The sequence below is a fragment of the Pseudomonas sp. Eqa60 genome, assembly GCF_018326405.1.
Taxonomy (GTDB): Bacteria; Pseudomonadota; Gammaproteobacteria; order Pseudomonadales; family Pseudomonadaceae; genus Aquipseudomonas; species Aquipseudomonas protegens.
Window position 1 is genome coordinate 2,465,155 of the sequence record NZ_AP024342.1, and the last position, 8,121, is coordinate 2,473,275.

An 8,121-nucleotide genomic window follows, 5' to 3' on the forward strand; every position below is an offset into this window, starting at 1 on the left:
AAGCACATCCTGATGGCGGACAGCCAGGGGCGTGCGGGCGGTTTCAGGCGCCGACCATCCACTTGGCCAGCCCGTGACGGCCGCTGACCCCGAGCTTGGCGGCGGCGCGCTTGAGGTAGGTTTCCACCGAGCTGTTCTTGACGCTCAGGCGCTGGGCCATTTCCGGCACGGTGCCGCCGGTCAGCAACCCCAGGCAGACTTCCTTTTCCCGCGCCGAGAGGGTGATGTCACCCAGGGACAGGCGCTCATCGAACTCCCGTTGCAGCGGTGTCTGCTGCAAGGCATCGGCGGGCTTGGCACTCCAGCTGCGCAGGTTCTTCAGGGCCTGTTGCCGGTGCAGCTGGGCGTGGCGTTCCAGCAACGGCAGCAGGGTCTGCGACAGGCTCTTGAGAAACGACAGTTCGGACAGGGAAAAGCCGCCCTGGTCGGGAGCCCGGTAGAGGGCGATGACACAGCGGCGATTGGCTTTGCGCGAGACCAGGTGGCATTGGTGCGCGGTGGTGCGGGAAGGGCCGCTGCGGGCCTGGGCATTCATTTGAATCAGCAGCGAGTCGTCCATTTCCAGCATCTGCTGCAGCAGCGGGTCATGGCGTCGCGGCGGCTCCGGCAGTGGCAGGTCCTTGTGCAGCCCGGCGCGGCCCAGCAGGGTAATGGCCAGGGGGCTGGCCTGGCGTTCGTCCAGGGTCCATTCGCTGAGTACCAGTTGGGTCAGTGGCACCAGCTTGTCCACCAGTTGCAGCATTTCGCTGGCGAACTGCGGGTGGCCGGAGCTGGAAATCAACTGCCCCAGTTCGAAGTAGAAGTGCGGGGTTTCCAGGTTCGCAATACTGCTGGTCAGACTCATATCCTTATCATCCTTGATCGAGACAAATCGCTGATCGACGCGCGCTTGCCGCGGCATGCCGTGGCAGATTCCCGATGAACCTGATCCAGTTCCCGGGCGTTGATTTAAGCCTATGGCTTTGCCTGGCGTCTGTAGGGGGAAACCGGGACATCATGGCCCTGCCAGGGCCTCGCCAAGGCTCTGGGTCAAGCCCTTGCGACGGTCCCGTCGCGCCCGCCGGCGGGGTGTTTCCCGGCGTCAAGGTTGCCCGAGGGGCAAGCCTGCGGTGGAACGCAAAAGCCCTCCGCCAGGCCATGAGCGTCGTTCACGCGTAGCCAATTTCCTACAGCCGATTCAGCTGATCAGCAGAGCTGCTGCAACAGCCCGGCGCGGTGCTGCCCGAGGTGGCCGACCGGGGCCGGAACTGTCCGGGTTTCGGGTGACATACAGGCCCTGGGGCCGATGCTTAAATCCGCGGACGCCGGTGCCCGGGCCCATCACATGAGAAGGATCTTATGACGCATTTTTCCGCCGCAGCCGTGGGCGCTTTCGTCGCGCCAGTCACCCCAGCCAGCCACTGCCCGCCATGGGCCGGGCACCCCGCCCGGGGGCGCGCATGAACGCCGGTCCGGTACAGGCCGGGGCCTGCCGCTGACCGCCGGGCAGCGCGATATCTGGCTCGACCAACTGAGCCGGGGCGACTCGCCGCTGTACAACATCGGCGGTTATGCCGTGCTCAAGGGGCCGTTCCGGCCCGAGCTGATGCAGCGCACCGTGGAGCTGCTGGTGGACAAGCACGACGTGCTGCGCACGGTGCTGTCCCTGGAGGGCAGCGTCGACGGCCTGCCCTTGCAGCACTTCGACCGGCAGTGGCCGGTGGAGCTGGTGTTCCATGACCTGTCCGCGGCGGCCGATCCGCTGGCGGCGGCCCAGGCGCAGATCCGCCGGCAGATGCAGCAGGCGTTCAAGCTCGACGGCGAACGGCTGTGCCGCTTCTCGCTGTTCCGGGTGGGCCCCGAGCATCACCTGATGGAAGTCGAGGCCCATCACCTGATCCTCGACGGCTGGGGGTTCGCCCAGCTGTCCCAGTCCCTGGGCGGGCTCTACAGCGCCCTGGCCAGCGGCGAGGAGCCCCAGGCCACGGCGCCGTCCTTTGTCGACTTCATCGAGGACGACGCCCGCTACCACCAGTCCAGCCGCTATGCCCGGGACCGCGACTACTGGCTGGACAAGTACCAGAGCCTGCCGGAGCCGGTGCTGCGCCCGCGCTACCGGCCCGCCGCCGACGCCGCGACCCCGGGGGCGACCCTGGTCCAGGCGTTCCCCGCGGCCTTGCACGAACGCATGAAGGCCCTGGGCAAGAGCACCGGGGCCTCGGCCTTTCATGTGCTGCTGGCGGCGCTGCATGTGTACTTCACCCGCACCCTGCAACGGGACGAATGGGTCCTGGGCATGCCGGTGCTGAACCGCCCCAATGCGGCCTTCAAGGTGACCCTGGGTTCCTTCACCCAGGTCAGCGCGGTGCGCATGGACTTCGGCCGCGAACTGAGTTTCGAGGCCCTGGTGGGGGCGGTGCGCGATGTACTGAAACAGGACTTCCGCCATCAGCGCTTTCCCCTGAGCGAACTCAATCGCGCCCTCGGCCTGCTGCGTGAAGACCGCGCGCAGCTGTTCGAGCTGTCGCTGTCCTACGAACTGGAAGACCTGGACTACCGCTACGGCGAGGCGGCGGCCTCGTCGGTGAAAGTCTCCAACCGCCACGAGCCCACGCCCCTGGCCATCCACCTGCGCAGCAACAGCTTCGATGACAGCGCCTGGATGCACTACGTCTACGACTCGGCGTATTTCCAGCCCGAGGAAATCGAGGCCCTGGCCGCGCGCCTGCTGCATGTGCTGGAGCAGGGGCTGGACAATGTGCAACTGCCGGTGGCCCGCTTCTCCCTGCTGCCTGCCGCCGAGCTGCGCCGCTTGCAGGCCTGGAGCGCCAACGAACAGCCAGCCGCCGCCGAACAGCGGATTCACGCCCGGGTCGCAGCCTGGGCCCGGCGCACGCCCCAGGCCATTGCCCTGGTCGCCCAGGGCCAGGCTCTCAGCTATGAACAGCTCGACCGCCGGGCCAACGCCCTGGCCCTGCACCTGCGCGAGCTCGGAGTGGGGCCGGATGCGCGGGTGGCCATTGTCGCCCGGCGCAGCCCGGAAACCCTGGTGGGGCTGCTGGCGATTCTCAAGGCCGGCGCGGGCTATGTGCCCCTGGACCCGGCCCATCCGGCTGAGCGCCTGGCCTTCCTGCTGCACGACAGCGCACCGCGGGCGGTGTTGACCCAGGGCGCCCTGCGCCAGTGCCTGCCGACGCTGAACGTGCCGCTGATCGACCTCGACAACGGCCAGTGGCTGGACGGCCCGGGCGAGATTGCCGAGGCCGCCGGGCTGACCGCGGAGCACCTGGCCTACGTGATCTACACCTCCGGCTCCACCGGCCAGCCCAAGGGCGTGATGGTGGAGCACCAGAGCCTGTCGAACCTGGTGGACTGGCATGGCCGGGCTTTCGACCTCCAGGCTGGCAGCCACACCTCATGCCTTGCCGGTTTCGGCTTCGATGCCATGGCCTGGGAAGTCTGGCCGGCCCTGTGCGCCGGGGCGACCCTGCACCTGGCGCCGGTCAGCGACGGCCCCGAGGAGCTGGACCGCCTGCTGGCCTGGTGGCGCGCCCAGCCGCTGGAGGTGAGCTTTCTGCCGACCCCGGTGGCCGAGTACGCCCTCAGCCAGCAACTGGGCCACCCGACCCTGCGCACCTTGCTGATCGGCGGCGACCGCCTGCGCCAGTTGCCTGCTGACCCCGGGTTTGCCGTGATCAACAACTACGGCCCCACCGAGGCCACGGTGGTCGCCACTTCCGGTGCCATCGAGGCCGGGCAGGCCCTGCATATCGGCCGGCCCATCGCCAATACCCGGATCTACCTGCTGGATGAACAGCAGCAACTGCTACCCATCGGCGTGCCCGGCGAGCTCTATGTGGGCGGTGGCGGGGTGGCCCGGGGTTACCTCAACCGCGATGGGATGAATGCCGGACGCTTCCTTGCGGACCCCTTCAGCGACCGCCCCGGCGCGCGCATGTACCGCAGCGGCGACCTGGCTCGCTGGCGGGAGGACGGCAGCCTGGAATACCTGGGGCGCAACGACGATCAGGTGAAGATCCGCGGCCTGCGCATCGAGCTGGGGGAAATCGAGACCCGCCTGGGGGATCACCCGGCAGTGCGCGAGGCGCTGGTCCAGGCCCGGGACGGCCAGTTGCTGGCCTGGTTCATTCCGCGCCAGGCGGTCACGGCCCTGCAACTGCGGGAATTTCTGCGCCAGCAGTTGCCGGAGTACATGTTGCCCATGGCCTACGTACCGCTCGACGCCTGGCCGCTGACCGGCAACGGCAAGCTGGACCGCCGGGCGCTGCCGGCGCCGGGGCCCGAGGACCTGATCAGCCGCGCCTACGAGGCGCCCCAGGGCCCGCTGGAAATCACCCTGGCCGGGCTCTGGAGCGAGCTGCTGCAGGTGGAGCAGGTGGGCCGCCACGATCACTTCTTCGAACTGGGCGGGCATTCGCTGCTGGCCCTGCAACTGATCCAGCGCATGGCCCAGGCCGGCCTGCAGGCCGATGTGCGGGTGCTGTTCGGCCAGCCGACCCTGGCCAGTCTCGCTGCGGCGGTGAGCACCGGGCAGGTCGTCGAGGTCCCGGCCAACCGCATTCCGCCCGACTGCCAGCGCATCACCCCGGCGATGCTGCCCTTGGTGGAGCTGGACCAGGACAGCATCGACCGGGTGGTGGCCTGCATCCCCGGCGGCGCTGCCAATGTGCAGGACATCTACCCCCTGGCGCCGTTGCAGGAGGGCCTGCTCTATCACCACATGACCGCCGCCCGCGATCCCTACCAGCAGCACGCGCTGTTCGCCTTCGCCCGGCGCGAGGACCTGGACGCCTTCGCCCTGGCGCTGCAGGCAGTGATCGTGCGCCACGACATCCTGCGCACCAGCCTGGTCTGGGACGTGCTGGAGCAGCCGCTGCAGGTGGTCTGGCGCCAGGCCCGGCTGACGGTGCAAGAGTGGCAGGCCGGGCCCGGCGGCCATGTAGCGGAGCGCCTGCGCGAGCACTTCGACCCGCAGCACAACCCGCTGGATATCCGCCAGGCGCCGATGCTGGCCCTGGCCTGGGCCGAGGACCGGGCCAATGGGCGGTGGATCGGCCTGCTGCGCTTCCATCACCTGGTCAACGACGCCACCAGCACCGCGGTGCTGCTGGCGGAAATCGCCGCCCATGTGCAAGGCCGGCAAGCCAGCCTGGCGCCGGCCTATGCCTACCGTGACTACGTGGCTCGCACGCGCCAGGGGCAGGCCGCCCACAAGGCGTTCTTCGAGGCCGGCCTGGGCACGGTGGACGAGCCGACCCTGGCCTTCGAACTACAGGAACGGCCCGGGGAACAACTGGACCTGCAACACGCCAGCGGCCTGCTGGAAGCCGAGCTTGGCCAGCGCCTGCGAACCCAGGTGCGCCAGCTCGGGGTCAGCGCCGCCAGCCTGTTTCACCTGGCCTGGGCCCTGGTACTGGGGCGTACCAGCGGCCGTGAGGACGTGCTCTTCGGCAGTGTATTGCTGGGCCGCCTGCAAGCCGGGGCGGGGGCTGACCGGGCCCTGGGCATGTTCATCAACACCTTGCCACTGCGCCTGGAGCTGGCGGGGCTGACGGTGGCCGAGGGGCTGGGCCAGGCCCAGCAGCGCCTCAGTGCCTTGCTCGCCCACGAGCAGGCGCCGCTGTCCCTGGCCCAGCGCTGCAGCGCGGTGGCGGCGCCGACCCCGCTGTTCAATGCCTTGCTCAACTATCGCCACAACCTCGGCGGCGACCTGTTGCAGGGTTTGCCTGGGGTCGAGTTGCTGAGCAGCGAAGAGGTGCTCAGCTACCCGCTGATGCTGGCGGTGGACGACCTGGAGCCGGGTTTCCGCCTGGGCTGCCGGGCCCCGCGGCGGATCGGCGCGCAACGCCTGCTGGGCTACCTGAGCACCGCTCTCGAAGCACTGGTGCTGGCCCTGGAACAGGCGCCGCAGACGCCGTTGCACAGCCTGTCGATCCTGCCGCCGGTGGAGTCGCGCTACCTGCTGCAAACGCTCAATGCCACCCGTTCGCAATACCCGCGGGAGCTGACCCTGCATGCCCTGTTCGAGGCCCAGGTGCGACGCACGCCCGAGGCCATTGCACTGCAGGCCGGCGCGCGGCAACTGAGCTACCGGCAGCTCAACCAGCGCGCCAACCAGTTGGCCCATTACCTGCGCGAGCAGGGTGTGGGGCCGGATGTGCGAGTCGGGCTCTGCGTGCAGCGCAGCCCGGAACTGCTGATCGGCCTGTTGGGCATCCTCAAGGCCGGCGGTGCCTATGTGCCCCTGGACCCGGACTACCCGCTGGAGCGCCTGCGCTACCTGGTGCAGGACAGCCAGCCACTGGCGGTGCTGGTGCACCAGCCGACCCGCGAGCTGCTGGGCCCGCTGCCCCTGTCGCTGATCGACTTCGACCGCAGTACCTGGGAGCAGGCGCCGCAGCATGATCCCGTGGTGGCAGGGCTGACGGTTTCGCACCTGGCCTACGTGATCTACACCTCGGGTTCCACCGGTACACCCAAGGGGGTGATGGTGGAGCACCGCGGCCTGGGCAACCTGATGCACTGGAGTTCGCAGCTGTGTGGCGAGCGGGCCCGGGGCACCCTGCTGCAAAAGGCACCGTTCAGTTTCGACGGCTCGGTCTGGGAGCTGTTCTGGCCCCTGGTCACAGGCATGCGCCTGTTGCTGGCGCGGCCCGACGGCCAGCGCGATCCGTTGTATCTGGCGCAATTGGTGCGCGAGGAGCAGGTGAGCATGATCAAGTTCGTGCCGGCCATGCTCCTGCAATTTCTGCAGCTGGAAGAGGCCGGTCAGTGCCACAGCCTGACCGATGTGTTCTGCGGCGGCGGCGAGCTGACCGAGGCGATTGCCCGGCTGTTCCGCCAGCGCCTGCCCGGGGCCCGTTTGCACAACGTCTACGGCCCCACCGAGGCCACCGTGGACAGCAGCGCCTGGACCCTGGAGCCAGGGGCAGCGGTGCCACCGGTACAACTGCCGATCGGCAAGGCCATCACCAACACCCGGCTGTATGTGCTGGATGCCCATGACCAGCCGGTGCCCCAGGGCGTCAGCGGCCAGCTGCACATTGGCGGGGTCGGGGTTGCCCGGGGTTACCTGGGCTTGCCGCAGTTGCAGGCCGAGCGCTTTATCGACAGCCCCTTCGTCGCCGGCGACCGGCTGTACCGCAGCGGTGACCGGGTGCGCTACAACGCTGACGGCGACCTGGAGTTCCTCGGGCGCAACGACTTCCAGGTCAAGCTGCGGGGGCTGCGCCTGGAGCTGGGGGAAATCGAGGCGCGGCTGGCCAGCCACCCGGCCCTGCGCGAGGTGGCGGTGCTGATGCGTGGCGAGCGCCTGGTGGCCTATTTCAGCCTGCACCCCGGGGTGGCGGCGCCGGGGATCGAGGCGCTGCGGGCCCATGTCCTGGAGCGTCTGCCGGAGTACATGGTGCCGGCAGCCTATGTGCAACTGGCGGCGCTGCCCCTGAGCGCCAACGGCAAGCTGGCGCGCGATGCACTGCCAGAGCCGGGCCTGGAAGCGGTGCTGAGCCGCGATTTCGAGCCGCCCCAGGGGCCGCTTGAAACCACCCTGGCGCGGCTCTGGGCCGAGGTGCTGCAAGTGGAGCGGGTAGGGCGCCACGACCACTTCTTCGAACTGGGCGGGCATTCCCTGCTGGCGGTCAGCCTGGTGGCGCGGATGCGCCAGGAAGGCCTGCACGCCGATGCCCGCCTGTTGTTCAGCCAGCCGACCCTGGCCGCGCTGGCGGCCCATACCCTGGGCCAGTTGCAGCGCCTGGAAATCCCCGCCACCACCATCCCCCAGCTCAAGCGCCAGCGGCGTCTCTGAGGCCGCTGCAAGTGCTTTTCCCCGCGCCGGCCCCAGGGCCGGCGCGGGCCGTGGTACCTCAGCGGGACAGGCCCCGCGCCTTGTCCCGGCTTCCCATGTCAGCCCCGCTGCGGCGGATGTTTTAGCGTCTGCGAGCTGCCAGCAAGCCTGGCGGGCTCACTGTCCCTGGTGCTTTTTGCGCAACGGCGCGACAGCCCCGCGCGGTGCCTGGCAGCGGCGCTTGTCGCCCGTCCGGGCAGCGGGGCGCCGGTGAAAGGTTGCATCTGAAACAAGGACGTTCTCTTCAACCGTTTCCGAATTCTCAGGCAGGTTACAAG

Annotated in this window: 2 protein-coding genes; one reads left to right on the forward strand and one right to left on the reverse strand. The window is 69.0% G+C overall.

Features of this window, described 5'->3' with window-relative positions; translation table 11 throughout:
• Window positions 1-43: 43 nt before the first annotated feature.
• The gene (locus KI242_RS11395; RefSeq protein WP_011060444.1) at window positions 44-844 is read right to left on the reverse strand and encodes a helix-turn-helix transcriptional regulator; all 801 of its coding nucleotides are present in this window, start codon (window positions 842-844) and stop codon (window positions 44-46) included.
• A gap of 624 nt (window positions 845-1,468) precedes the next feature.
• On the opposite strand from KI242_RS11395, the gene ofaA reads away from it, so the two are divergent.
• The gene (gene ofaA / locus KI242_RS11400) at window positions 1,469-7,804 is read left to right on the forward strand and encodes an orfamide A non-ribosomal peptide synthetase OfaA (RefSeq protein WP_212806372.1); all 6,336 of its coding nucleotides are present in this window, start codon (window positions 1,469-1,471) and stop codon (window positions 7,802-7,804) included.
• Window positions 7,805-8,121 lie beyond the last annotated feature (317 nt).

Excerpts from the sequence above, each read along its gene's own strand:
- KI242_RS11395 (WP_011060444.1), bottom strand. The coding sequence starts at position 844 with ATGAGTCTGACCAGCAGTATTGCGAACCTGGAAACCCCGCACTTCTAC.